This is a genomic window from Neorhizobium puerariae (genome assembly GCF_042429745.1).
Lineage (GTDB): Bacteria > Pseudomonadota > Alphaproteobacteria > Rhizobiales > Rhizobiaceae > Neorhizobium > Neorhizobium puerariae.
In genome coordinates this window covers 126,143-149,904 of record NZ_JBHMAA010000028.1, presented here as the reverse complement: position 1 = coordinate 149,904, position 23,762 = coordinate 126,143, and the positions used below count along the sequence as shown (strand labels likewise).

Annotated in this window: 22 protein-coding genes and 1 riboswitch; of the genes, 12 read left to right on the top strand and 10 right to left on the bottom strand. The window is 63.6% G+C overall.

Features of this window, described 5'->3' with window-relative positions; all coding sequences use genetic code 11:
• Positions 1-269: 269 nt before the first annotated feature.
• Positions 270-2,753: an ATP-dependent helicase gene (locus ACFFP0_RS23480; protein ID WP_377264634.1), complete on the top strand. Its 2,484-nt coding sequence runs from the start codon at positions 270-272 to the stop codon at positions 2,751-2,753.
• 16 nt (positions 2,754-2,769) lie between these two features.
• On the opposite strand, the gene ACFFP0_RS23475 is transcribed toward ACFFP0_RS23480, so the two are convergent.
• Positions 2,770-3,288 carry a hypothetical protein gene (locus tag ACFFP0_RS23475; protein ID WP_377264633.1) on the bottom strand — a complete coding sequence of 173 codons (519 nt, stop codon included), beginning with the start codon at positions 3,286-3,288 and terminating at the stop codon, positions 2,770-2,772.
• Positions 3,288-3,749, bottom strand: a complete 462-nt coding sequence (locus ACFFP0_RS23470) for a hypothetical protein (RefSeq protein ID WP_377264632.1) — start codon at positions 3,747-3,749, stop codon at positions 3,288-3,290. The genes ACFFP0_RS23475 and ACFFP0_RS23470 overlap by 1 nt, the downstream gene beginning before the upstream one ends.
• 246 nt (positions 3,750-3,995) lie before the next feature.
• On the opposite strand from ACFFP0_RS23470, the gene ACFFP0_RS23465 reads away from it, so the two are divergent.
• Positions 3,996-5,141 carry an amidohydrolase gene (locus ACFFP0_RS23465; RefSeq protein WP_377264631.1) on the top strand — a complete coding sequence of 382 codons (1,146 nt, stop codon included), beginning with the start codon at positions 3,996-3,998 and terminating at the stop codon, positions 5,139-5,141.
• 54 nt (positions 5,142-5,195) lie between these two features.
• Positions 5,196-5,275: riboswitch (ZMP/ZTP riboswitch) on the top strand.
• A 105-nt stretch (positions 5,276-5,380) separates the two neighbouring features.
• On the top strand, positions 5,381-5,884 hold the full coding sequence (locus ACFFP0_RS23460; RefSeq protein ID WP_377264630.1) for a protein tyrosine phosphatase family protein: 504 nt from the start codon (positions 5,381-5,383) through the stop codon (positions 5,882-5,884).
• A 106-nt stretch (positions 5,885-5,990) separates the two neighbouring features.
• On the opposite strand, the gene ACFFP0_RS23455 is transcribed toward ACFFP0_RS23460, so the two are convergent.
• A complete protein-coding gene (locus ACFFP0_RS23455) occupies positions 5,991-7,382 on the bottom strand; it encodes a DUF2778 domain-containing protein (RefSeq protein WP_377264629.1) in 1,392 nt (463 codons plus the stop codon).
• A gap of 611 nt (positions 7,383-7,993) precedes the next feature.
• Here ACFFP0_RS23455 and pncA point away from each other — a divergent pair.
• The 3 genes from pncA to ACFFP0_RS23440 all read left to right on the top strand — a co-directional run bounded on the left by pncA (position 7,994) and on the right by ACFFP0_RS23440 (position 9,974).
• On the top strand, positions 7,994-8,620 hold the full coding sequence (gene pncA, locus ACFFP0_RS23450) for a bifunctional nicotinamidase/pyrazinamidase (RefSeq protein ID WP_377264628.1): 627 nt from the start codon (positions 7,994-7,996) through the stop codon (positions 8,618-8,620).
• A gap of 318 nt (positions 8,621-8,938) precedes the next feature.
• Entirely contained in the window at positions 8,939-9,658 is a 720-nt protein-coding gene (locus tag ACFFP0_RS23445; protein ID WP_377264627.1) for an AzlC family ABC transporter permease, read from the top strand.
• A gap of 1 nt (position 9,659) precedes the next feature.
• Positions 9,660-9,974 (top strand): branched-chain amino acid transport AzlD family protein, encoded by a 315-nt coding sequence (locus tag ACFFP0_RS23440; protein WP_377264626.1) that lies wholly within the window; start codon positions 9,660-9,662, stop codon positions 9,972-9,974.
• Between the two features lie 33 nt (positions 9,975-10,007).
• Here the strand turns inward: ACFFP0_RS23440 and ACFFP0_RS23435 are convergent, their stop codons facing one another.
• Entirely contained in the window at positions 10,008-11,840 is a 1,833-nt protein-coding gene (locus ACFFP0_RS23435; protein WP_377264625.1) for an aminopeptidase P family protein, read from the bottom strand.
• Between the two features lie 250 nt (positions 11,841-12,090).
• On the opposite strand from ACFFP0_RS23435, the gene ACFFP0_RS23430 reads away from it, so the two are divergent.
• Positions 12,091-12,264: a hypothetical protein gene (locus ACFFP0_RS23430; protein ID WP_377264624.1), complete on the top strand. Its 174-nt coding sequence runs from the start codon at positions 12,091-12,093 to the stop codon at positions 12,262-12,264.
• Between the two features lie 311 nt (positions 12,265-12,575).
• Here ACFFP0_RS23430 and ACFFP0_RS23425 read toward each other — a convergent pair whose 3' ends face one another.
• The 3 genes from ACFFP0_RS23425 to ACFFP0_RS23415 all read right to left on the bottom strand — a co-directional run bounded on the left by ACFFP0_RS23425 (position 12,576) and on the right by ACFFP0_RS23415 (position 14,533).
• Positions 12,576-13,454, bottom strand: coding sequence for a 50S ribosomal protein L11 methyltransferase (locus ACFFP0_RS23425; protein ID WP_377264623.1), 879 nt, complete (start codon positions 13,452-13,454; stop codon positions 12,576-12,578).
• Positions 13,455-13,635: 181 nt separating this feature from the next.
• Positions 13,636-14,235: an SCO family protein gene (locus tag ACFFP0_RS23420; RefSeq protein ID WP_377264622.1), complete on the bottom strand. Its 600-nt coding sequence runs from the start codon at positions 14,233-14,235 to the stop codon at positions 13,636-13,638.
• 139 nt (positions 14,236-14,374) lie between these two features.
• Positions 14,375-14,533 (bottom strand): hypothetical protein, encoded by a 159-nt coding sequence (locus tag ACFFP0_RS23415; RefSeq protein WP_377264621.1) that lies wholly within the window; start codon positions 14,531-14,533, stop codon positions 14,375-14,377.
• A gap of 284 nt (positions 14,534-14,817) precedes the next feature.
• Here ACFFP0_RS23415 and ACFFP0_RS23410 point away from each other — a divergent pair, with 284 nt between their 5' ends.
• From ACFFP0_RS23410 to ACFFP0_RS23395, 4 genes are all read left to right on the top strand, one after another.
• Positions 14,818-16,779 carry a methyl-accepting chemotaxis protein gene (locus ACFFP0_RS23410; RefSeq protein ID WP_377264620.1) on the top strand — a complete coding sequence of 654 codons (1,962 nt, stop codon included), beginning with the start codon at positions 14,818-14,820 and terminating at the stop codon, positions 16,777-16,779.
• Position 16,780: 1 nt separating this feature from the next.
• Positions 16,781-17,248 carry a chemotaxis protein CheW gene (locus ACFFP0_RS23405; protein ID WP_377264619.1) on the top strand — a complete coding sequence of 156 codons (468 nt, stop codon included), beginning with the start codon at positions 16,781-16,783 and terminating at the stop codon, positions 17,246-17,248.
• Positions 17,249-17,457: 209 nt separating this feature from the next.
• A complete protein-coding gene (locus ACFFP0_RS23400) occupies positions 17,458-17,784 on the top strand; it encodes a hypothetical protein (protein WP_377264618.1) in 327 nt (108 codons plus the stop codon).
• A 153-nt stretch (positions 17,785-17,937) separates the two neighbouring features.
• Positions 17,938-19,596: an FAD-binding dehydrogenase gene (locus tag ACFFP0_RS23395; RefSeq protein ID WP_377264617.1), complete on the top strand. Its 1,659-nt coding sequence runs from the start codon at positions 17,938-17,940 to the stop codon at positions 19,594-19,596.
• A 1-nt stretch (position 19,597) separates the two neighbouring features.
• On the opposite strand, the gene ACFFP0_RS23390 is transcribed toward ACFFP0_RS23395, so the two are convergent.
• Together ACFFP0_RS23390 and ACFFP0_RS23385 are read right to left on the bottom strand one after the other, a co-directional pair.
• Complete coding sequence (locus ACFFP0_RS23390; RefSeq protein WP_377264616.1) at positions 19,598-20,092, bottom strand: CreA family protein; 495 nt, start codon at positions 20,090-20,092, stop codon at positions 19,598-19,600.
• An 84-nt stretch (positions 20,093-20,176) separates the two neighbouring features.
• Positions 20,177-20,767: a 3'-5' exonuclease gene (locus ACFFP0_RS23385; RefSeq protein ID WP_377264646.1), complete on the bottom strand. Its 591-nt coding sequence runs from the start codon at positions 20,765-20,767 to the stop codon at positions 20,177-20,179.
• Positions 20,768-21,046: 279 nt separating this feature from the next.
• Here ACFFP0_RS23385 and ACFFP0_RS23380 point away from each other — a divergent pair, with 279 nt between their 5' ends.
• Positions 21,047-21,586 carry a GNAT family N-acetyltransferase gene (locus ACFFP0_RS23380; protein WP_377264615.1) on the top strand — a complete coding sequence of 180 codons (540 nt, stop codon included), beginning with the start codon at positions 21,047-21,049 and terminating at the stop codon, positions 21,584-21,586.
• Between the two features lie 3 nt (positions 21,587-21,589).
• On the opposite strand, the gene ligA is transcribed toward ACFFP0_RS23380, so the two are convergent.
• Positions 21,590-23,758 carry an NAD-dependent DNA ligase LigA gene (gene ligA, locus ACFFP0_RS23375; RefSeq protein ID WP_377264614.1) on the bottom strand — a complete coding sequence of 723 codons (2,169 nt, stop codon included), beginning with the start codon at positions 23,756-23,758 and terminating at the stop codon, positions 21,590-21,592.
• Positions 23,759-23,762 lie beyond the last annotated feature (4 nt).

Sequence of the window (23,762 nt, the reverse complement as noted above, 5' to 3'; positions counted from 1 at the left end):
CCGGGCAGGGCAGGCAGGGGGCAAGTCGCGCGGCAAGTATCCTTTTTTGCGTGTGCACAGGCAATGGGAGATTCAGAACCTTACGGAAATGTAACCTCACGAAATCTCACGGGTTTGTTAGGTCGCATGCAGATATGACGCTCGCAGATTGCGGCTTTCTCGCGAAGCAACCCCGCATCCTCCACAATTTGGCCCGCTATTGCGGCGAACCTCGGAATAAAAGAGGAACATTTTCTGGTCTTTCGGGTCCGAATCATTACATTGGCCGCATGAGTGACAGTTTCGACGATATTCCGTTCTTCGACGAGGAACCGGCGCCGCGCAAGGCGCCCGCCCCGCCGCCGGCAGGCAATGGCGGGCTCGGCATTGCCGCGCGCGCCATGGCGGCACGCGACCAGCGCCGGGCGCCCGATTACCTTTCAGGCCTCAATCCCGAGCAGCGCGAGGCGGTGGAAACGCTGGATGGCCCGGTCCTCGTGCTCGCCGGCGCGGGAACCGGCAAGACGCGGGTGCTGACGACACGCATCGCCCATATCCTGGCGACCGGCCGGGCCTTTCCATCGCAGATCCTCGCCGTCACCTTCACCAACAAGGCGGCGCGCGAGATGAAGGAGCGCATCGGCGTGCTCGTCGGCGGCGCGGTGGAAGGCATGCCTTGGCTCGGCACGTTCCACTCGATCGGCGTCAGGCTGCTCCGCCGCCACGCGGAACTCGCCGGACTGCGCTCCGACTTCACCATTCTCGACACCGACGACGTGGTCCGGCTGATCAAGCAGTTGATCCAGGCCGAGGGGCTGGACGACAAGCGCTGGCCGGCCCGCCAGTTCGCCGGCATGATCGACACCTGGAAGAACAAGGGCCTGCTTCCCGCCGACATCCCGGAAGGCGACGCCCGCGCGTTTGCCAACGGCAAGGGCCGCGAACTCTACGCCGCCTACCAGGCGCGGCTGAAGACGCTGAACGCCTGCGATTTCGGCGACCTGCTTCTGCACCCGATCGCGATCTTCCGCCAGAACCCGGATATCCTCAAGGACTACCACGGCAGGTTCCGGTATATCCTCGTCGACGAGTACCAGGACACCAATACTGCCCAGTACATGTGGCTGCGCCTGCTCGCCCAGCGGCCGAAGGGAACGCCCCAGAACGTCTGCTGCGTCGGCGACGACGACCAGTCGATCTATGGCTGGCGCGGCGCGGAAGTGGACAACATCCTGCGCTTCGAGAAGGATTTTCCGGGCGCCAGGGTGATCAAGCTGGAGCGCAACTACCGCTCCACCGAGCATATCCTCGGCGCCGCCGGACACCTGATCGCCCATAACGAAGGCCGCCTCGGCAAGACGCTCTTCACCGACCGGACCGACCCGGAAGACGAGAAGGTAATCGTCCATGCGGCCTGGGATTCGGAAGAAGAGGCCCGCGCTATCGGCGAGGAGATCGAGCGGCTGCAGCGCGGCGATGCCGGCGGCAGGAAACATGCGCTGAACGACATGGCGATCCTGGTGCGCGCCTCCTTCCAGATGCGCGAGTTCGAAGACCGGTTCGTGACGCTCGGCCTCAACTACCGCGTCATCGGCGGCCCGCGTTTCTACGAGCGGCTCGAAATCCGCGATGCCATGGCCTATTTCCGGCTCGTCTGCCAGCCGGCCGACGACCTCGCCTTCGAGCGGATCGTCAACACTCCGAAGCGCGGACTTGGCGATACGACCGTGCGCTACCTGCACGACTATGCCCGCGCCCGCGACATACCGATGCTCGCCGCATCCGCCGAGATCGTCGAGACGGACGAGCTGAAGCCCAAGGCGCGCAAGGCGCTCTTCGACGTGGTGCAGAGTTTCAGGAACTGGCAACAGCAGCTGGAGGCCACGCCGCATACCGAGCTTGCCGAGCAGATCCTCGAAGAATCCGGCTATACGGACATGTGGAAGGCCGACAAGTCGGCGGAAGCGCCGGGCCGGCTGGAAAACCTGAAGGAACTCGTCCGCTCGATGGAGGCCTTCGAGAGCATGCGCGGCTTCCTCGAACACGTCTCGCTGGTCATGGATGCCGAGACCAACGAGAACCTCGATGCCGTCTCGATCATGACGCTGCATTCGGCCAAGGGGCTGGAATTCGACACGGTCTTCCTGCCCGGCTGGGAGGAAGGCCTCTTTCCCCACCAGCGGGCGCTCGACGAGGGAGGGCGCTCCGGACTGGAGGAGGAACGCCGCCTCGCCTATGTGGGCATCACGCGCGCCAAGCACCGCTGCCACATCTGGTTCGTCTCGAATCGCCGCATCCACGGGCTGTGGCAATCCACCATGCCGTCACGCTTCCTCGACGAACTGCCGCAGGCGCATGTGGACGTTGCCGTCGCCGAGAGCAATTACGGCGGTTATGGCGGTGGCCGGGGCGGCTACGGCCAATCGCGCTTCGACAAGGCCGATCCCTTCGCCAATTCCTATTCGACGCCCGGCTGGAAACGCGCGCAGGCCAACAAGACCGACGCCACGCGCGACAACTGGGGCACCCGCTCCGGCCACGCGGTGGAGCGCATCGGTTACGGCGAAAGCGGCCCGCGCGGCCGCACCATCGACGGCGAACTGGTGGCGAAATCCGTGGCCGACAAACCCTCGCAATTCTCCGTCGGAGACCGGGTGTTCCACGTCAAGTTCGGCAACGGCAATATTTCGGCGGTCGAGGGCAACAAGCTGACGATCGATTTCGACCGGGCCGGGCAGAAAAGGGTGCTGGAAGGGTTCGTGGAGCGGGTGTGAACGCCTTGGTTTTTAGCTAAGGCCGCAGTTCAAATCCGCATCCCTGCGAAAAAAGCTGTCCAACGGGGCTCGCAACCACGGATATGCGCGGCATCAGAACCGCGTCGGCCTGCAGATTAAGAATACCACCACAGGTCGCGTCGGATTGGACGCCATTGAAAAACAATACGGAAATCTTTATTTCATAATAATGACTTCCTTTCTTCAATCTCCTGCTTTTTGGATTTAAAACGCTGCCCAGGTCCTGATCTATGATCGATTTATTATCTACGGTTAAACTTAATTCGCTCATAGTCCAATTTACGTTATAGTTGTTCAGACCGAATATGGGATACATCGCGTTTCCCGTAAAAACGGTAAGAAAATCGCTGGACGACGATGAGTCTCCACAAGGATTGCTAACGGAAATATTGTTTCCGGTCCCCGTAATATTGATATTGCAATTTCCATTGTTCGAGATGCCGCCCGTCTGGGCGCGAGCCAAAACCGCCGACATCATTATTGCCGCGAATAATACAATAAATTTATACAGCATTATTTGAACTCAATTTTATTCTGGATGCCGGTGTTGTTAAAATTGCCATTCCCGCTGTTGTTTATATCGCCGGTCGATTGCTTGATGCCACTATCGTCAACCTTGAACGCATCCAGAATGGCCCCTGACATTTTGTCGCTTACGGCGCTCTTGCATTCAACCTGCTTTTCTATCAGCTTCGGAAGATCCGCCTGAAGAACATTCTTGAAGTTCTTGAATTCATATTTTGCGGCTCCCTTGATACCCAAATCCGCCAACTTGGAAACGAGGCCGTTCAACTTCGCCTCTGTTTCACCATCCAGCGTAAGATTGCTGGTTTCTCCAGAAAGGGACATCACACCGCAAATACGGTCCGCATATTCACTGATAATTTGCACTGCTGCGGTGGCGGCTTTCTCTCCCGCGAAAGCAGTACAGGTCGGCGCCAAAGTAATAAGAACTGAAAAGAAGACCGCACGCATATTCCCCCCCATTTAGCCAAGTACTACTAGAAATGACATCTTCCATATGAAATTGCAACGATAGCTCGCACTGCCCGGATTGCATTGCAGCTGAAAAGCCGGCCTTGCCAGCCTCCCTGCGGCAGGATCGGCGTCGGGTGGGGTAGCCAACCGGGGAGCCGAGGTTTTTCCTTGCGAAGCGCCCCTGCCCCGTCTAGCTCTGCGTCAGCAACAAGATGCCAGCACCGGGGGATGAAGGAGCGGCCCATGTTTCTTTCGAACCAGGACGTGATCGAGCTGACCGCGTGGCGGCGCAAGCTGCATGCCATGCCGGAGATTTCCGGCGAGGAGGTCGCGACCGCCGAGGAGGTTCTGGGCTTTCTCGGCGAAACGGGGCCGGACCGGGTCGTTTCCGGGCTCGGCGGTACGGGGGTCGCCGTGGTCTATGACAGCGGCGCGCCCGGCCCGGCGGTGATGTTCCGCGCCGAGCTCGACGCGCTGCCGATCGAGGAGGTGGGCCAGCCCGACCATCGCTCGAAGATTCCCGGCAAGGGCCACATGTGCGGGCATGACGGCCATATGGCCATGCTCGCGGCGCTCGGCCGGCAGTTCGGGCGGCAAAGGCCGAAGCGCGGATGCGCGATCCTGCTTTTCCAGCCGGCGGAAGAGACGGGCGCGGGCGCCGCAGCGGTCATCGCCGACGAAAAATTCGCGGACCTGAAACCGGACTACAGCTTCTCGCTGCACAACATGCCGGGCCTGCCGCTCGGCCATGTCTGGCTGAAGGACGGCATCGCCAACTGCGCCTCGCGCGGGCTGAGGATCACGCTTTCGGGCCGCACCGCGCATGCCTCCATGCCGGAAACCGGCATTTCGCCGGTCCCCGCCGTGGCGAATCTGATGCCGGCGCTGACGGGCCTGGGCAAGGGAAGCATCGCGACGGAGGACCTCGTCCTGGCGACGGTGACGCATGCATCGGTCGGCGAGCCCGCCTTCGGCATCGCTCCCGGCTACGCGGAGGTCTGGGTGACGTTGCGCAGCATGACGGATGCCGGGATGGATTCGCTGGTAGCCGCCGCCGAAGCCCTGGTGCGCGGTGCCGCCTCGGAGGGAGGGCTCGAATATACGCTGGAATACCACGACATCTTCGTCCATTCCGAGAACGACCGGCAGGCCGCCGACCTGCTGCGCGCCGCGATGGACGCCGAAGGCGTCCTGCACGAGCCGGGCGAGACGATGCGCGGCTCGGAGGATTTCGGAAGGTTCGGCTCGGTCTCGAAATCGGCGATGTTCTTCCTCGGTGCCGGCGAGGACATTCCGAACCTTCACAATCCCAACTACGATTTTCCCGACGACCTGATCTCGATCGGCACGCGGATCTTCATGCGCGTCGCGCGGGATATCCTGGGGTGAAAGCTGAATTCTCGACGGAAGGCTTGCCAACCGGACCGAACCGGATGATCGTCACTCCGTCCGTGTAACTGGCGATAAAGATGGGGCACCATCGGGGAGCACGGAACGACAAGCCGCGCGCCTGGGCATCCTAGAGCGCCGGGCGCACTAAGGACGCCTAATTCTTTGAATCTGGAGCATCCTGCGCTCAGGCGATTCCACCTGAACGCAGGATGCTCTGGCAACGAAAGGAGTGCCCCATGCGTACCGATCTCTTTGGCGTCGCAGGCGATCCGGTCGAGATCGTCAACTGGCGGCGCTTGAGCAGCAGGCTGACGACCTCGGGCCAGCCGACCGAAGGCCAGTTGGCCAGTATCAGCAAACTCGCGGTGAGCCATATCGTCAATCTCGGCATTCACAACCATGAAAAGGCCTTGAAGGACGAACGGGCCACGGTGTCCAGCCTCGGCATGACCTATATTCATCTGCCCGTGGATTTCGCGGCTCCGGCCGAAAGCGACTTCGATCGCTTCTGCCAGATCATGGAAGCCACCAGGAACGACCGGATTCATGTGCATTGCATCTTCAATGCCCGCGTTACGGCCTTCCTTTACCGTTATCGGCGCGATGTCCTGAAACTGAACCCGGAAGAAGCTGCCGCGCCCATGGAAACAGTGTGGCGTCCGGGGGGTGTCTGGGCCGTCTTCATCGGCCACAACGGCGACGCCGCGCTGCCGGATCGGTATGCGGGGCGTGATTACTGACCGCGTCGGCGGAACCGGCCGTGCCTGATACGCTTCCATCCTCGCCAGCGAAGCCGGCATAGGCGTCTCTGGCGTCAAAACCGGCCGGATCAGACGTCGTTCCAGATCAGGCGTCGTTGCCGCTGAAGAGCTTGGCGAGGAACCCGCCGCCATTGCCGCGGCCCGGGCGCTTGCCGTCCCATGCGGGCACGATCACCATATGGGTGATCTCGCCGCGCTGGAAAGCCTTGAGGAAGCGGTCGTATTCGGCAAAGGCGACGCAGCCGTGCGAATCGCCGCGCACGCGCAGCAGGAAGCTGTGGGCGAGCAGGCCGGTGCGGCCCTGCGGCGCCTTGCCGTCGACCGGCGTCAGGCGGATCGCGGCCACGCCGTGGAACAGCGATTCACGCATGGAGAGCTTGTAGGTGCCGGGCGGCGTCGGGCCGCGCATCTTCACATGGGTGAACTTGGGATTGTCGCGCAGGCTGCCGATGCCGGAATGAGCCTCGAGCCTGCTGCCGTTCGGCATGTGCACAACCGCGTTGGTGATGTCGTAGACGGCGACCTTGCTGCCGATGCCCGGCCAGTTCGGCGCGGAAGGCGCAGGGGCGGACGGCGTCTCGCGCAGCGGATTGTCGGGCTTGGCGAAGGCCAGCGCGGTGGGCTTGTCATCGTCGGCGGCCCGGCCCGGCTTCTGCGGCGCCACCGCGGCGATGGCGGCAAGCGCAGTCGGCTTGGCCGGCTTCCCGCCGTTTGCCGAGGACGGACGGATGACCGGCAGCGGACCGGCCTTCGGCAGGGCATAGGCAGGGGCTGGCGCCAGCTCCGGGACGAGAGCGGCGGCCTGCTGTCCGCCGGCATCGTCGTCCTCAAGAGCGGTTTCTTCCAGCGCGGCCATCTCGACCGGCTTCATGTCCTTGAGTTCGGCGACCCTCGTCGCCGGCGCGGCGTCCTGGATCAGGTCCGGCATGGCGTCGTCGCCGCGAGGCGCGACGACCACCAGGTTTTCCATCGCGGGGCCGAGCACGGCGCGGATCGCCTGCGCGTCGGGACGGACTTTCTGGAGGGCAGCGAACTGCTGCTCCTTTTCCGTATGACGCGCCGCCTTGGCCATGGCGACGTCGAGCATCTGCTTCACGCTCGACGGGGCCGGCCTGCGGGCTTCGAGGGCGGCCATCTCGGCGCCGGCAAGCCGCTTGCCTTTCGGATCAGCCGGGGAACTGCCGGGCAGGCGGGAGAATTTCGAGACATCGACTTCGCGCCCGGCCAAGACTTCGCGCCCGGCAAGCGTTGCAGCACCCGCCAGCGCGACCGGAGCGGCGAGCGCCGTTTCGAACTTGACGTCGGAGGCGGACTTGACGGCCGTCGCCATGGTCACCACGGAAGCGCCCATCAGGGTCGCGACCGTCAGGCCTATGCCGATTGCGACATTCGCCAGGAGAGGGCGGGATTTCCTGCGGCGCTGCGGCGCTTTACGCACCTGTTTGCCATTCACTGAACCCTGGACAGAACGCGCCATCACTCGTTACCCGAACCGTTACTCACATGGGCGGAACTCGCCTGCGCGAAACCACCGACACAATCCCGGCAAACGCTGAGCAGAGGAAGGAACTGCTCACTGCCGCCAGACGACTGCATGTGAGGATGAACGATTATGGTAACCAATGTCTTTACGCCGCCCCGATTTTGAGTTTCGGTGGTGCACATAAAAGCGCATACCGCCGGAAGTTTAGCCGAAATGCGGCAACGGAATGACCGTTCCCCCAACGCAACAGCGGCAAACAAGCCAGCAACCGTTGCTGTTTAACCATAAAAATCCATGGATTCAAGGCGAATCGTGATTCCGGACGGAGGGCAGCCAATCCGTCGCAGGCACGCTCCCGGGAGAACGATCCCCTCCCCGATCCACGAGGCCGGCGTACCCAACCGTATACCGAAACGCGCGGGCGGGCGGCTTGTCCCCCGATGCCGGAAGATCGCGCGGCGCCGGCATGTTAAGGAACGGTCGCTGGTGATTCGGCGGGTTTCGGGTCTGCGGCATCGCGCCGGACGGACCCGGCAGCGTTTCGATCTTGATCCCGAGGGCCATGCTTGGCATCCTGACGGGAGATGATTTGCGAGGGTGTTCAGATGAAGGCTCTGCTCCTGATCGATATCCAGAACGGCTTCTGCCCCGGCGGCAATCTGCCGGTCGCGCATGGCGACGAGATCGTGCCGGTCGCCAACCGGCTGATCGAGGACGGCGGTTACGACCTGATCGTCGCGTCGCAGGACTGGCATCCGGAAAACCACGGCAGCTTCGCCTCCCGTCATCCCGGCAAGAAACCTTTCGAGATGGGCGAGCTTTCCGGAAGACCGCAGGTCATGTGGCCGGACCACTGTGTACAGGGCACGCCGGACGCGGAATTCCACCCCGATCTCGACATGGAGGCCGTCGACTACATCCAGCAGAAGGGCGAAAACCCGGCCGTCGACAGCTATTCCGCCTTCCGCGATAACGACCAGGCGGCCCTGACGGGCCTCGCCGGCTATCTGAGGGCGCAGCGGGTGACGGAACTGGACGTTTGCGGCCTCGCCACCGACTATTGCGTGAAATTCTCCGCCCTCGACGCCGTCGAGATGCTGCCGGAGGTGAAGGTGCGCTTCATCGAGGACGCCAGCCGCGGCATCGATCCCGAGGGCGTCAGGAATGCGATCGCCGAGATGAAGGCGAAAGGCGTCGGCATTGTCCTGAGCAAGGATATCCTCGCCGATTGAACCGATGGTTCAGCGGAATCGATCGATCCATCAGAGCAATTCGATTGCGTGTCGGAGCGCGGCCCTGTAGGCAGCGTCTCGCGCGTGCATGGATTTCAGTGTCCGGCCGGAGACCTGCTCCAGGCCGGGGTTTCCCGTCACCACCCTCCTGATCGGGACCGGCATCCGTGCCGGGCACTTTTGTTCAAGCCAAGGGGCCGCCCGGCGTCTAGAGCAGGGAATGCCGGAGGACGACATGCCGGAACATCACATCATGCCGGAAGCTCTGCCGTGCCGAAGCACGAGGGGTTTCCGGCCAGACCCGAGGTCCATCCAGGGATGAATCGCAGCGAGTTCAAAGACGGCCTTGGCGGCGGCGGCATCGTCGCCCTCTCCTCCGCCCCCTTCGCGATCCTGTTCGGCGCCGTCGCCGCAGACAACGGCCTGTCCGTGATGGAAGCCGGGTTGATGAGCGCCACCGTCTACGCGGGCGCCAGCCAGCTCGTCGGCATAGAGCTCTTCGGCCAGCATGTCGCGCCCTGGCTGATCGTGCTGTCGGTCTTCGCCGTCAATTTCCGCCACATCCTCTATTCGGCGGCGCTGACGCGGTTCATCGCCCATTACACGCCGGCCCAGAGGTTCCTCACCTTCTTCCTGCTGACCGATCCGCAATTCGCCGAAGCCATCAGGCGCGGGGAAGCCGGCCACGCCGTGAGCTTCGCCTGGTATCTCGGCTTCGGCGGCGCCATCTATTTTCCCTGGCTGTTCTTCAGCATGGTCGGCGCGTTTTTCGGAAGGATGATGGGAGACCCGCGCACGCTCGCGATCGATGTGCTGCTGCCGATCTACTTCCTGGGCCTTGTGATCGGCTTTCGCCGCAGGCCGGGCTTTTATCCGGTCGTGGCGGCAAGCGCGCTCGGCTCCATGCTCGGATATCATTTCGTCGGCTCGCCCTGGCATGTGAGCATCGGCGCCGCCGTCGGCGTCGCCGTGGCCGCCCTGCTTCCCTTGCCGAAGGAACGCGTGCCCGTGACGGCCGCAAGCGAAACGGAGACCTGACATGGCCGATCCGATCTCCATGGACATGGTTTTCCTGATTCTCGCCGCGGCGGTCGCGACCTTCCTCACCCGCATCGGCGGCTACGTGCTGATCACCCGGATGAAGACGATCCCGCCGAGGATGGAGCAGGCCCTGAATGCCGTGCCGGCCGCGGTCCTGACCACGCTGGTCGCGCCGTCCTTCTTCAACGGCGGCTGGGACGTGAAGATCGCCATGCTGGTCGCGCTCGTCGCGGGCCTCCGATATCCCGGGCTGCTGATGCTCGGAGCCGGCTGGGCGACGGCGATGATCTGCCGCCACCTTCTCGGATTCTGACTGGCTCGGATTCTGATCAGGCTCGGGTTCTGGTCAGGCGAGCGGTTCCGTCGCCTGCGCGAGCCAGTCCTTGGTCGCCTGGTCGTCGAGCAACGGCGTCAGCCTGTCACGGACCTCCGCATGATAGCCGTTCAGCCAGGCCAGCTCCTCCGCTGTCAGCAAGGCCGGCAGCACGAGCCGCCGGTCGATGGGGCACCAGGTCAGCGTCTTGAACGAGAGCATCGGCTGGTCGCCGCCCTCGATCTCCTCAGCCGCCTCCACATAGATGAGGTTCTCTATCCGGATGCCGAACGAGCCGGGGCGATAGTAGCCGGGCTCGTTGGAAAGGATCATGCCCGGCAGCAATTCCTGGGTCGCGAGCCGCGAGATGCGTTGCGGCCCCTCGTGCACAGAAAGATAGGAACCGACGCCGTGGCCGGTGCCATGCGCATAGTCGCCGCCCGCCTTCCAGAGCGCGATGCGGGCGAGAGGGTCGAGGTCGCAACCGCGCGTGCCCTTGGGAAAACGCGCCGTGCTGATGGCGATCATGCCCTTCAGCACGAGCGTGAAGAAACGCTTGCGGTCTTCCGGCACGGCGCCCACTGCGACCGTGCGGGTGATATCCGTGGTGCCGTTGACATATTGCGCACCGGAATCGATCAGGAAGAGCTCACCCGCCCCAAGCTTCCGGTTGGTCTCCGTCGTCACGCGGTAGTGGATGACCGCGCCATGCTCACCGGCGCCTGAAATCGTATCGAAAGAAATGTCCCTGAGCGGGTTCTGCATATTCCGGCCGACCCGGACACGGGCCGCCTCCAGAGCCTTGACCGCATCGATCTCGGTGATTGAGCCCGGCGCCTGCCGGTCCAGCCAATGGAGGAATTCGACCATGGCCGCGCCATCCTGCAGATGCGCCTCGGCCGAGCCGCCGAGTTCCTCCCCGTTCTTGCAGGCGCGGGGCAGCCTCGCGGGGTCGGCGGTCTCCACCACCTCCCCGCCGGCGGCGTCAATGGCCCTGGTCAGCGCAAGCGGCGTCAGGTCCGGATCGATCAGGATCTTTCCGCCATTTTTCGAAAGCGCCGCCAGGCGCGTCAGGAGTTCGGACGGCGGCCGCTGCAGCGCAAGCTGGGCCAGATAGGCCTCCGCCTCGATCCCCGTCTTGCGCTTGTCGAGGAAGATTTCGGCCGTGCCTTCGGCGGGAATGATCGCCCGGCTCAGGGGATGGGGCGTATGCGGCACGTCCTCGCCGCGGATATTGAAGATCCACGCGACCGAGGACGGATCGGTGATGAGGACCGCCGCCGCGCCCTTGTCCCTCACCTGGCTTCCGATCTCGGCGATCTTTCCGCTCGCAAGCCTGCCGGCATGTTCCTGCTTCTGGATCGCAACGGCCCCCAGCGGTTCGGCAGGGCGATCGGTCCACAGCGCATCGAGCGGATTCCTCTCGAGCAACACCAGCGAACCGCCGATTTCAGCAAGCGCCTTCTCCAGCCGCCGCACCTCCGCCCCGGCATGCAGCCATGGATCGATCCCGAGGCGAAAACCCTTGGGCGCATGCCGCGTCAGCCACACATGCACAGGCTCGTTGACGAGGTCGCCGCCGGTGAAGACCGTTCCGTCCACCTGTTCCGCGAGCTGGGTGACGTAACGTCCGTCGACGAAGACCACCGCCTCACGCTGCGTGACGAGGGCGATCCCGGCCGACCCGGTGAATCCGGTCAGCCATGCGAGCCTTTCGGCCGAGGCCGGCACGTATTCACCCTGGTATTCGTCGGCACGCGGCACGAGGAACCCGTCGATGCCGAGATCGGCGAACCCGGCCCTCAGCGCGGTGGCGCGCTCGCGGCCGAACTGCGGGGCGGACTTCACTTCGAAAGACTGAAACATAGCTGATGATCCGGACTGGTCTGGCTGCGAGTCATCAACCTAGCCCATCTTCGCCGGCCAATGCCAGCCAAAGCCGAAAACGACCAGCTATTGTGCATTTGCTAACATCGCCTGATGCGGATTGGAGCACTCCATGCAATAGGCGCATAACACCAATGATGGAAGCTCACTCCCTCACCCTCCGGAAGCGATCTATATTGCAACCATCGATGGGCGCCGAACAAGGCCCGTCAGTCGAAGGGATACCGGTATGGCTACCTCTTTTTTCCGTACAGTTCTCAACCGGATGGTTGAAGCCCGTGAACGTCAGGTTGCCCGCTACGTCAACGGCGCCCTGCTGAACCTTGACGACGAAACGCTGAAAGGCCTCGGCACCAGCCGCGAAGAACTGCGCCGCAAGGGCGCGACCAGCTACGTGTTCTGAACGAAGGATCAGGCGGCGATCTCCTCCCTCACCTGCCTGATTTTCAGAATACGTGACCCGCTTGAGCACCTCCTCCTCCCGGCTCGCGGGTAGGCCGGCTCTTCGGAGCCGGTCGCAAGGCGGCACCAAAAGTGCCGCCTTTTTGCTGTCCGCTCCAAAAGCCATGCAGAAGGATCATTGCTGCAACGCAATATCCTTGATGCCAGGCATACAGACCGGACAAAAGCTTCGAACTCCGTGATCGACGCCCAAGTCGTGCGAAACTCGGTCGAGGGAAACCCGCGTCCGGCCTTTTTCGTCCGGCGATCCCGTCAGCCGCGACGCAGGTGGATGGTGACCCAGCCGTTGCGCCAGATCGTGTGGACATGGCGAAGCTTCACGCCGTTATAGGCGGCCAGCACCTTCCAGCGCTGCGCGGCCAGAATGCCCGAGAGAATGACCGAGCCGCCCGGCGCCAGATGCGCGGCAAGCTGCGGCGCCATCTTCATCAACGGCCGGGCCAGGATATTGGCGATGATGAGATCGAACGGCCCCTCCTCGCGAAAGGCCCGCGAATGGAAACCCGGCGCGGTTTCAAGCCGTATCCCCGCAGCGATGCCGTTGCGGCGGACGTTTTCACGGGCGACACGCACCGCGACCGGATCGATATCCGTTCCGAGCACCGGAATATCGCGCAGCTTGCGCGCGGCGATCGCCAGCACGCCGCTTCCGGTCCCAAGATCGAGCGCGCGGCGGACCGTCCGGGCGCGCATCACCTCCTCGATCATCTCCAGGCAGCCCGCCGTGGTGCCGTGATGGCCGGTTCCGAAAGCCTGACCGGCATCGATCTCGATGCCGATATCGTTGGCCTTCACCTTGTCGCGGTCATGCGAGCCATGCACGAGGAACCGCCCGGCCCGCACAGGCTTCAGGCCTTCGAGCGATCTGGCGATCCAGTCGACGTCCGGGATCACCTCCCGCTCGATCGCCGCATCCGGAAAGGCGTGGCGGATGCCTTCGGCGATCCGCTCGCGCACCGCCTCCTCTTCGTCGGCCATCATGTAGACGGAGGCTTCCCAGATATCCCGTTTCTCATCCACCTCGGTGGTGGCGATGGCGAAATCCTCCTCGCCGAAGACCTCCGACAGGATATCAAGGATCTGCGCTGCCCCCTTTTCGGTGGACGTGACGTAAAGGCGGATCTCGCTCAAGGAAATGGTCTCTCAGCTGCCGCTTGCCGCCCTGATGCCGGAACCGGCCTCGGGATGGCGACATGCGAAAATGAACGAAACCGAAGCGCCACCGGACAATCCGGCCGGGTGCCGCGCGCTTCGGTGGCGGGTAGCCGGGAGGATTGCCACAGAAACGGGGGAGGCTTCAACCGCGAAGGTGTCAGCCCTTGATCAGATTTTCGAGCTTCTTGACGGCGACATCGGGATTTTCGCCATAGGCGATCGTGCCGGCGAAACGCCCGCCGTTGGAGAGCAGGAAGACCGAGGCCGTATGGTCCATCGTATAATCGCCGTTCGGGTCCTTCTCGTCGACCGGCACCTTCTTGGCATAGACCTTGAAGCCCTTGATCATCTCGCCGACCTTCGCCGGCGGCCCGGAAATGCCCTTCACCCGGTCGGTGACATTGGAGATGTACTGGCCGAGCAGTTCCGGCGTATCGCGTTCCGGATCGACACTGACGAAGAAGCCGTTGAGCTTCGTGCCGTCCGGATCGACCTTGTGCAGCCAGCCGTTGAGCTCGAAAAGCGTCGTCGGGCACACTTCCGGGCAATGGGTGAAACCGAAGAAGAGCGCGGTCGGCTTTTCCTGGAACGCCTTTTCGGTGATCGCCTGGCCGTTCTGGGCGACGAGCTGGAACGGCACGCCGAACGGCCCCTCGGCCAGTTCCTGCTTGGAGCGCGTCACCTCGAAAGTGAGCCACGCCAGAATGCCGGCAAGCGCCGCCACGGCGATCCAGAGGATGGTACGAAAGGTCTTCATCGGCATTCTCTTCGAATCTGATCCCGGGAACTCGATGTCCCGGTTGCCGGACCGATAACCCCGACCCGGGCGGCTGGCAATTCAAGAAGATGTTTTCTCAGGCGATCGCGCTGATTTGTCCCAGACGCGGCGACAGGTTTCAGAGGCACCAGGAAAGGCCAGTCTCGCCGAGCGAAAGGAGGATCGAAGAGCCGAACCGAAGCCAGCCGTAGAAGGCGGCTCCCGAGACCCCGAGGGCGAGTAGGCCCATGGCGGCGGCAAGAGGCAGATTGTGGCTGGCGCTGGAAGTCCGGTTCATGCCCGGCATTCTATGTCCAGTCGAAATTTTTCGAAAGCCCCCGCAAACGCGGGACAAGATTAGCAGAGGATTAATATCTCTCTGAGAGCTTATGAAAGCGAAAGCGGTTTTACGAGTCGATCCGACGGCCGGTGTCCGGTGCGGCATGCACCCGGGAGGATTCCGGGCATGTCCACGACCCGGCCCCGCCAAGACATGACGTCACCGACAACGGTTCGCCCCTGTTCCTGCATCATCCACCAAAGTCCGCCGGTCGCGTCCGGTGACCAGGGAACCCGAGCAGCATGACAAGCAAGCCGTTCCACAAGACATTTTCTGTGAACCAGCGCCTCTGGACATTGGCTGGCGCGGCATTCGCCGGCATAGGCGCCATGCTGTTCGTCGGGTGGCATGAAGGACGGCAGCTCGACCAGGCGCTCGCCCGGGCAACCGAGGTCCAGCATCTGGTGGACGTCGCGAACGAACTCCGGATCGCCAACCTGCGCCTTGTCCTCGCGGCCATGGATACGATCATCGACGCGGATGAGCGGCAGATCCAGCCCGACCGGCTGCAGGCCATCAACGAGGGGGTCAGGCAACTGTCCGAAGGCGGAGCGGACCTGAAGACGCTCGCCGGCGCTGTGGGAAATCCCACGGTGGTTTCCTCCTATGACGCCGACCTCAAGGAAGTCTCCAGGGCCATCCAGGTCGACCTCAAGAACCTCGTCGAAAACGGCGCGCCCGAAGAGGAATACGCCAGGCTCGACGACGCCATCGACGGCGCGGGCGAACGCCTCACCAAATTGCTGGCCGATCTTGCCAATGCCGGCGACGCGCTTGTCAATGCGCGCGTCCAGGAAGCGAACACGCTCTCGGCAACCTCGCTCTACGTGCAGATCGGCTGCGGCCTGATCGCTCTTGCCGTCATGGCGCTCCTGCAGGCGGTCCACGGCGGAGCGATCCGCCGGGGCGTCGACGGCGTCCGCGCCAGCATGCAGCGGATCATCAACGGCGACTATGCCACGCCCGTCGACGGCACCGACCGCGGCGACGAGATCGGCGAAATGGCGCGCGCAACCGATGTCTTCCGCCTCTCCGCCGTCGAACGCCAGACGCTCGAGACCAGTCTCGAGGATGAGCGCCACCAGAACGAACGTCGCCGCCAGACCCGCGACGAGGAGCAGAAGGCCGACGCCGAGGCGCTTCACTTCGCCGTCGATTCGCTGGGCGAGGCGTTGAACCGTCTCTCCGAAGGCGATCTCTCCGCGATGCTGAGCCGCCCGTTCCGCGACGACCTCGAACGCCTGCGTCACGATTTCAATCGCGTCGTCGACCGGCTGCGCCACATCATGACGGAGGTCTCCAGCAGCTCCAGCTCGATCGGCGCCAACGCCAACCAAATGCGCTCCGCCGCCGACGACCTCGCCAAGCGTACCGAACGACAGGCCGCATCGCTGGAAGAGACCTCGTCCGCCCTCGAACAGATCACCGCAACCGTCCGCAACGCGACGCATCGCGCCGAGGAAGCGAGCGAGATGGTGGGCCATGCCAAGGACTATACGGAACAGTCCGCCGCGGTCGTCCGCGACGCGACGTCCGCCATGGGGCGGATCGAGGATGCCACGGCGGAAATCGGCAAGATCATCAACGTCGTCGACGAGATCGCCTTCCAGACCAACCTTCTGGCGCTGAATGCCGGCGTCGAGGCGGCCCGCGCCGGCGAGGCCGGCAAGGGGTTTGCCGTCGTTGCCCAGGAGGTGCGCGAACTGGCGGGACGCGCAGCAGGCGCCGCCAAGGACATCAAGGCGCTGGTGAGCCGCTCCAACCAGGAGGTCAAGACCGGCGTGGACCTCGTAAAGGCGACAGGCGAGGCGCTGACCCGCATCGGCGACGACGTGCTGAAAATCAACGACCACGTTCACGCGATCTTCACTTCTGCGCGCGAACAATCGACCGGACTGACGGAGATCAACAACGCAATCGGCCAGATGGATCACGCAACCCAGCAGAACGCCGCCATGGTCGAGCAAAGCACCGCCGCAAGCCACTCGCTGGCAAGCGACGCGGAAAGCCTCAACAGGCTGATCAGCCAGTTTCAGATCCGTGGCGGCAATGGCCCGCGCACCGTCGACATGGCGGAAGCCTCCACGTCAGCAAGCCCCTCCCCCGCACTGAACTTGATGAACAAGCTCGCGGGAGCCTTCAGCAATAGCCCGGCCTCCGCCAAAAAGGCCTCGGGCTCCTCAGACAAATGGGAAGAGTTCTGACATGACGAATGCCATCAAGCAGTCCGGCGCCTATCTCGAAATCGTCTCCTTTCATCTCGGAGACCAGGAATTCTGCATCGACATCATGGCGATCCGCGAAATCCGCGGCTGGGCGCCGGTGACCCCGATGCCGCACACACCGCCCTACGTTCTCGGTCTCATCAACCTGCGCGGCGCGGTGATCCCGGTCATCGACATGGCCTGCCGCCTCGGCATGAAGATGACCGAGCCTTCCGAGCGTTCCGCGATCATCGTCACCGACATCGCCGGCAAGCTGGTCGGCCTGCTGGTCGAACAGGTCTCCGACATGATGACCATCCGCAGCGAAGACCTGCAGCCGGCCCCGGAAATCATCCCGGAAGCCCAGCGCGCCTTCTGCCGCGGCATCGTCGCGCTCGAAAAGACCATGGTCTGCTTCCTCAACCTCGACACGGTGATCGCAGACGAGCTGGCGCGCGAAGCAGCCTGATTTTGCAGCGCAAACAAACACTTGGAATCTTCCGCCGCGGCGAACCGCGACGGAAGATTAACTTCCTGTAATCATTACATAATTCATTACGAAATCTTAAGAATAAAATCAGGAACCGCCTTTCCGCACCGCGGGTTCTTCTGTCGCAAAACGCCCAACCGAACCGCTTCAAGGCTCCTTCGGCTGGTTACGAAGATAGGAGAATGACCATGAACAAGGCTTTTGCACTTGCAGTCCTGATGTCCGCCGCCACGATGGGAAGCGCCTATGCCCGGGAGATGGGCGGCATGGCGACCCCGCTCCAGGGCGATGTCCGCATCGTCTATACCGATCCCGAAGCGGATGACAGCGCCCGCTTCCTCAGCATTCCCGATACGTTTGCCCATCCGAGCGAAGCGACGGTCAGGGCCGCCCAGAACGAGGTCAGGACCGATTCCGGACTGCGTCGGACGCTCGTCGGCCAGAACGTCGAACTCAACAACGTCGTCGGCATCGACACCGCCGCCGACGGCAGCAGGATCGTTTACGTCCGCTGATCTTCCGGCGGAAATACTCCAGCACCGGGCTCGCCAGTCGAGCCCGGTTTTTTCATCGCCCCCGCCACCGTTGACTCGCATTGCACGGTATGGCTGTATCTCCGTGGGAAAACACGGCGGAAATGCCGTGATCACGCTTTGGGAGGAGCGTGGGTGAGCGATGTTGCCGACGCCATCGTCGTGGGTGCCGGACTGGCCGGCCTTGTCGCAGCAACCGAACTCGCCGACGCCGGGCGCAGGGTGGTCGTCGTCGACCAGGAGCCGGAACAGAATCTCGGCGGCCAGGCCTTCTGGTCGCTCGGCGGATTGTTCCTGGTCGATTCGCCAGAGCAGCGGCGCATGGGCATCCGCGACTCCTTCGATCTTGCCTGGCAGGACTGGCTCGGCACCGCCGGTTTCGATCGGGAGGAGGACCATTGGCCGCGCGCCTGGGCGGAAGCCTATGTCGCCTTCGCAGGCGGCGAAAAGCGCTCCTGGCTCCGACAGATGGGCCACCGGATCTTTCCCGTCGTCGGCTGGGCGGAACGAGGCGGCTGGGCCGCGACCTCGCACGGCAACTCGGTGCCGCGTTTCCACATCACCTGGGGAACCGGCCCGGGCGTCGTCAAGCCGTTCGAGCGCCGGGCGCGCGACGCCGAAAAGGCGGGAAAAATCCGCTTCCTCTGGCGGCATCGGGTGGACCACCTGATCAGGACGGGAAACGCCGTCACAGGCGTCTCGGGCGCCGTCCTCGAAGCGAGTTCCGCCATCCGCGGCGCGGAAACCTCAAGGACGCCGGTCGGTGACTTCGAGATCCATGCGCCCGTCGTGATCGTCGCGTCCGGCGGCATCGGCGGCAATCAGGATCTGGTGCGGCAGAACTGGCCGGAACGGCTCGGCCGCCATCCGGCATTCATGGTGTCCGGCGTGCCCAAGCATGTCGACGGCCGGATGATCGGCATCGCCGAGCGCGCGGGCGCAAGCGTGATCAACCGCGACCGCATGTGGCATTATACGGAGGGGTTGCGGAACTGGAGCCCGGTCTGGGAAAACCACGGCATCCGCATCCTGCCCGGCCCCTCCTCCCTGTGGTTCGACGCGACGGGAAGACGCCTGCCCGCTCCCTTCTTTCCCGGTTATGACACGCTCGGCACGTTGCAGCACATCATGGCGAGCGGCTACGACTATAGCTGGTTCGTGCTGAACCAGAGCATCATCCGCAAGGAATTCGCCCTTTCCGGCTCCGAACAGAATCCGGACCTCACCGGCCGCGACTGGAAACTCACGGCCCGGCGCGCCATCGGCAGACGCGCCACCGGCCCGGTCGAGGCCTTCAAGAAGCACGGCGAGGATTTCGTGGTCGCCGGAACGCTTAGCGATCTGGTCGCCGGCATGAACCGCCTCTCCGGCACGGATCTCCTGAAACTGGTGGATATCGAACGCGAAATCCGTGCGCGAGACCGGGAGATCGGCAATCCCTTCTGCAAGGACGCGCAGGTGATGGGCATCCACAACGCCCGCCGGTCGCTCGGCGACAAGCTGGTGCGTACCGCAAGGCCGCACCGCATCCTCGATCCGACCCATGGACCGCTGATCGCCGTCAGGCTCAATATCCTGACGCGCAAGACGCTGGGCGGGCTGGAGACCGACCTTTCGGCCCGCGTCCTCGCCGGGGGCGGCGAGATCGTTCCGGGCCTCTATGCGGCGGGCGAGGCCGCCGGCTTCGGCGGAGGCGGCATGCACGGCTATCGCTCGCTCGAAGGAACCTTCCTCGGAGGCTGCCTGTTTTCCGGCCGTGCCGCGGGCCGGGCGGCGGCCGAAGCGGTCGCCTGACCTATTGAGGCTTGCCCTTCGTCCACGTCACCTGCTGGCCATAGAGCGGAACGGTGGAAATGGCCATCTTGGCTGATCCTTCGACGATCTGCCGCGAATGCGCGAGATAGATCAGGGTATCGTTCGCCTTGTCGTAGATGCGCTTCACGAGAAGATCCTTCCAGATCAGCGAACGGCCCTCACGGAAGACCTCCTCCCCGCCTCTCGACAGGCTGATGTCGCCGATCTCGATCGGGCCTGTCTGGCGGCAGGCGATCGAGCTGTTCGACGGGTCCTCGAACCAGTTGCCCTGCTTCAGGCGGTCGATGATCGAACGGTCGAAATAGGAGACGTGGCAGGTCACGCCCTTGATTTCCGGATCGGCGATGGCCTCCACCACGATATCGTTGCCGATCCAGTCGACGCCGACCTTGCCGACCACCTCGGCGGATGCGGGAATGGAGAGGAAGCCGGCGGACAGGGCAGCGGCGGATGCGAGACGGGTCAGGCGTTTCATGGGCTTGGGCTCCGGTAAACAATCCGTGATCTGAGATAAGATGCGCCCGCGGAGTTACAAGCCACAATGCCCATGTCGAGCGATCTACTTCAGGCGAAGCGTGCAGGGAGTGTAACCGCCGGAAAAGAGCCGGCCGGCCTGCATGCCGATCATCGCCGGAACATCGCGGACATGCGAAGCCCTGAGCGACCGCGCGATGGCGATGGCCGCCTCCGCGCAGATCGCCGCATCCTCGGCCGCGTTGTGATGCGCGAAGCGGAGCCCGAGATGATCGGCCAGCACGTTGAGCTTGTGCGAGCCCAGATGCGGCCAGACCTTGCGGGCCATCTTCACGCTACAGAGATACGACAGTTCCGGATAGGCCTGCCGGTGAACATCGAGGCAGGCGCGCCAGACGCTGAAGTCGAAGGCGGCGTTATGGGCGATCATCGTCGCGCCGCGGAAATCGTCGATGAACTCGTCCATCACTTCCGAAAACTCGCCCGCATCCTCGACATCCTCCGGCCGGATGCCGTGGATGGCGATGTTGAAGGACGAAAACCGCATGTCCCTGGGACGGATCAGCCGCTCCTCCACCCGCACGACCCGGTCGCCCTCGATCCACGCCAAGCCGACCGAGCAGGCGCTGCCGCGTTGCTCGTTGGCGGTCTCGAAATCGATGGCGATGGTCTTCAAACGCTGCTCCGGCTGGGTATCGGCGACTACTACTACCCGCAATTCGATTCGGCAAAGAGCAGATGGCATTCCCGATCGTGCTTGACGTCTCGTCCCGCCTCTGGCTTCATGACGCCCATGACCCGCTTTGCCGCCCACATGCACCTTACCATGACCATTCACCCCGCAGGGTGCGTGGCGGTCTTGGCGCGTTAGCCGGTCATCCGTCCACCAACCCTGCCGAAAGATGGCAGGGTTCGGGTCGCTCCGCTCTGCCTCGGCAAACCGAAGGAGAGCAAGATGAAATCCCGTGAAGACGTCCGCGAAAAGCCTCCCCGATCCGAACGGCCGGAAGGGGTCGTGATCCGCTCAGCCGCTCCCGGCGATGCGGAAGCGCTCGCAGCGCTCGCCAACATGCCCGGTTACCGCTACGGCACGTTGCGCCTGCCCTTCCAGTCCATCGAGGAGACACGCAAGGGGCTGGAGACGATCGCCCCCGGAGCAAGGAGGCTGGTCGCGGAGTTCGATGGCCGGATCGTCGGCGACATCTTCCTCGGACCGATGCTGGGGCGCAGGCGGCATGCGGCGTCGGTCGGCATGGGCGTGCACGACGATTTCACGGGCCGCGGCATCGGCAGCGCGTTGATGGCGGCGATCCTCGATATCGCCGACAACTGGCTGAACCTGCGCCGCGTCGAGCTGACGGTTTTCACCGACAACGCCAATGCGATCCGGCTCTACGAAAGGAGCGGCTTCGTGAAGGAAGGCCACTTCCGGAAATTCGCCTTCCGCGACGGCGCCTATGTCGACGCCTATTCGATGGCGCGGCTGAGGGCGTGACGATCAGCCGCCGATGAAGGCCAGCCACTCGTCCTCGTCCATCACCTGGACGCCGAGCTCCCTCGCCTTGTCGAGCTTGGAGCCGGCGCCCGGGCCTGCCACCACATAGTCGGTCTTCTTGGAGACGGAACCCGCCACCTTCGCGCCGAGGCTTTCCGCCCGCGCCTTGGCCTCGTCGCGGGTGAACTTTTCGAGCGAGCCGGTGAAGACCACCGTCTTTCCGGCGACCGGACTGTTCGAGGCCGTGGCCTGCTCCGCCGGCATCGGCGTGCCGTCCTTCAGCTCTCCAACCAGATCATCGATGACCTTTATATTGCGCGGCTCCTTGAAGAATTCGACAATCGCGCGCGCGACGATCTCCCCGATGCCCTCGATATTGTTGAGCTCATCCCAGGCGTCGCCGGAGAAATCGGCAGCCTCCTTCATCGCTGTCACGAAGGCCTCATACGTGCCATAGGCGCGGGCGAGCAGCTTTGCGTTCGTCTCGCCCACATGCCGGATGCCGAGCGCGTAGATGAAGCGATTGAGCGAGATTTCGCGGCGGCTGTCGATAGCATCGAAGAGTTTCTTCACGCTCACCTTGCCGAAACCATCGATATTTTCGAGCTTGGTCAGGGGAGATTCTTCCTGCCGTTTCTTCAACGTGAAGATATCCGGTGCGGTGCGGACCTGCAGAGCCGGGTCCTCGCTTTCGAAGAAGAAATCGATCTGCTTCGAGCCGAGCCCCTCGATATCGAAAGCGTTGCGCGAGACGAAGTGTTTCAGGTGCTCGACCGCCTGGGCGCGGCACACGAAACCGCCGGTGCAGCGGGTCACCGAATCGAGCTTGCCGGTCTTCTCGTTCTTCTCCCGCACCGCGTGGCTGCCGCAGACCGGACATTTCCTCGGAAATTCGTAGGGCACGGCGTCCGCGGGGCGCTTTTCCATGACGACATCGAGCACCTGCGGAATGACGTCTCCCGCCCGCTGCACGATGACCGTGTCGCCGATGCGGATGTCGTGCTCCTCCTCGCGGATGCGTTCGCCGGAATTGCCGATGCCCTTGATATAGTCCTCGTTGTGCAGCGTCGCATTGGTGACCACCACGCCGCCGACGGTGACGGGCGTAAGCCGGGCGACGGGCGTCAGCGCGCCGGTGCGCCCCACCTGTATGTCGATCTTCTCCACATGGGTGAAAGCCTGCTCGGCGGGAAATTTGTGCGCCGTCGCCCAGCGCGGGCTGCGGGAGCGGAAGCCGAGCCGAGCCTGCAGGTCGAGCCGGTCGACCTTGTAGACGACCCCGTCGATCTCGTAGTCAAGGTCCGGACGCTGCAGTCCGATATCCTTGTAATGCGCGATGATATCCTCGACCGAATGCAGCCGCCGCATCAGCGGGTTGACCGGGAACCCCCATTCCCCGAACTTCTCCACCATGCCCATCTGGGTATCGGCGGGCATTTCCGACATCTCGCCCCAGGCGTAGGCGAAGAATTTCAGATTGCGGCTCGCCGTCACCTTCGGGTCGAGCTGGCGAAGCGAGCCCGCCGCGGTGTTTCGCGGGTTGACGTATGTCTGCTTGCCTTCCGCCGCCATCTGTTCGTTGAGCGCCAGGAAATCGCTCTTGCGCATATAGACCTCGCCGCGCACCTCGACGATGTCGGGCGCGCCGGCCGGCAGGCGATCGGGGATTTCCTTGATCGTCCTGATGTTCTCGGTGACGTTTTCGCCTGTCGTGCCGTCGCCGCGGGTCGCCGCGCTCACCAGCCTGCCCTGCTCGTAGCGGATCGACATCGAAAGCCCGTCGATCTTCGGCTCCGCCGTGAAGGCGATCGAACCGTCCGGCAGTTGGCCGAGGAAACGGTAGACGGAACCGACGAAATCGCGCACGTCTTCATCGGAAAAGGTATTGTCGAGCGACAGCATGGGCCGCGAATGCGTGATCGGCGCGAATGTCGGCAGCGGCGCCGCCCCGACGCGGATCGACGGGCTGTCGGCGCGGACGAGCTGCGGAAAACGCTTCTCGACGGCATCGTTGCGCCGCTTCAGCGCATCGTAGTCGGCATCCGAAATCTCCGGCGCGTCATGGCCGTGATAAAGCTCGTCGTGACGGGCGATCTCGGCAGCCAGAAAGGCCAGCTCGGCTGCGGCCTGTTCCTCGGTCAGATTCTCGACGGGCGTTTTTTCGGCGGACATGCTG